Genomic DNA, 1,879 nt, shown 5'->3' on the forward strand with positions numbered 1-1,879 from the left:
CAGGACAACGTTTTCCGCATTTTCCATGAAGGTGCCGCGGTGCAACTGCCGGACGGTGGCTTCGTTGATCTCGCTGGACTTGAAGTCAAAGCCTGCGAGGTCCTTGTAGGACGGGAAGCGTGCCACCTTGGTTTGGTAGGCGATTGACCGGACTTCGCGCTCTGCAATCTCGGCCTTGAGCAATTGGGACAACATTGGCGTTGCCGCTTCGAACGCCGGTGCGCCCTGGGCAACGAGATCGTCAACGGCTTGCGCCATGCCATGCAGCTTCAGGCTGCGGAGCATGATCACGACCGAAGCGCCTGCAGGATCATGACGCATGGCGCTTCTCCCCAGCCTGTCTCAGATCATCATAGCGATCGACATTGGCCTTCGGCGCCGTATCCAAGGCTAAAGCCTCTGGCGGATCGACCTCCGGGTGATCTGTCTGCTTTTTGTCGATCAGCCTGTGCAGGAGGTTCAGGACATGCGTCTTGGTGGGCACTCCGGCGTCCAGCGCGAGTTCTACAGCACACAGAACAGCGTCTTCGTCGTGATGCAGAACCAGGGACAGGATATCGACCATCTCCCTGTCACCGCCTTCCTTGCGCAACATATGATCCTGCAGGCGGCGGAAGGCGTCGGGCATCTCGATGAACGGAGCACCATTACGCAAGGCCCCGGTTTTGCGTTGGATCACAGCCAGATAGTGCCGCCAATCATAGATGACCCTGCCTGGCTTGTGGTGCGACCGCTCTATGACGCGATCATGGGTGCAAACGGTTTGGCCTTCGGCCACCATGACCAAGCGGTCTGGATAGACATGCAAACTGACACGGTGGTTCGCAAAGCTGGAGGGCACGCTGTAGCGATTGCGCTCGAAGGTCACCAAGCACGTCGGGGACACACGCTTGCTGTGCTCAACAAACCCGTCGAAAGCAGGCGGCAACGCCATCAATGTGGGCTTCTCTGCCTCCCAAACATCGGCAATGGAACCGGGGAGGGTTCGGTGCTGTGTCTCAGCCCAAAGGGCGATGCAACGATCTTCCAGCCATTGGTTCAGCTCCTCCAGATCCTTGAAGACAGGCGTGACCTGCCACAAACGGTTGCGCGCATCGCGGACATTCTTCTCGACCTGACCCTTCTCCCAGCCCGCGGCCGGGTTGCAGAACTCAGGTTCAAAAACGTAATGGCTGGCCATGGCCTTGAAGCGGGCATTGACGTCGCGGTGTTTGCCGCGACCAACACGATCAACGGCCGTCTTCATGTTGTCGTAGATGCCGCGCCCAGGCACACCGCCGAAGACGCGGAACGCATGCCAATGGGCATCGAACAGCATCTCGTGGGTTTGCAGCGGATAGGCCCGCACCAGGAACGCCCGGCTGTGCGACAGCTTGATATGGGCCACCTGAAGCTTGACCCGTTCGCCTCCAATGTTGGCCCAGTCTTCGCTCCAGTCGAACTGGAACGCCTCGCCGGGCTGAAACACCAAGGGAACGTAGGTGCCGCGTCCCGTCGTTTGTGCAGCCCGATGCCGATCCGCACGCCAAGCGCGGGCAAAAGCCGCCACGCGACCATAGGAGCCATCATAGCCAAGCTTCACCAAATCAGCATGCATCTGCTTCACCGTCCGCCGTTCCTTGCGCGGTTTGCGTGTCTGCGCCAGCAGCCAGGCAGACAGACGATCCGCATAAGGGTCCAGCTTGCTCGGCCGTGATGGCGTCTTGAACTTCGGCTCAACCGCGCCCTCGCGCAGGTACTTTCTGATGGTGTTGCGAGACAGCCCCGTGCGCCGCGAAATCTCGCGGATTGGCATTTTGTCACGCAATGCCCAGCGTCGGATAATACTCAAAAATCCCATGTCGATCACTCCATATCTCCCCGACCAAATCCGTCGGGG

General features: G+C 59.5%; 2 protein-coding genes. Both read right to left on the reverse strand.

Going from position 1 to position 1,879, the window contains the following annotated elements:
• Positions 1 to 321 (reverse strand): ATP-binding protein (locus E2L05_RS20505; protein ID WP_243722083.1); only part of this gene is annotated, 321 nt, incomplete at its 3' end.
• Positions 311 to 1,840: an IS21 family transposase gene (istA, locus tag E2L05_RS20510; protein WP_133344879.1), complete on the reverse strand. Its 1,530-nt coding sequence runs from the start codon at positions 1,838 to 1,840 to the stop codon at positions 311 to 313. The genes E2L05_RS20505 and istA, both read right to left, overlap by 11 nt.
• Between the last annotated feature and the right edge of the window lie 39 nt (positions 1,841 to 1,879).

Origin of the sequence: Meridianimarinicoccus aquatilis (assembly GCF_004358675.1) — a bacterium.
GTDB lineage: Bacteria > Pseudomonadota > Alphaproteobacteria > Rhodobacterales > Rhodobacteraceae > Meridianimarinicoccus > Meridianimarinicoccus aquatilis.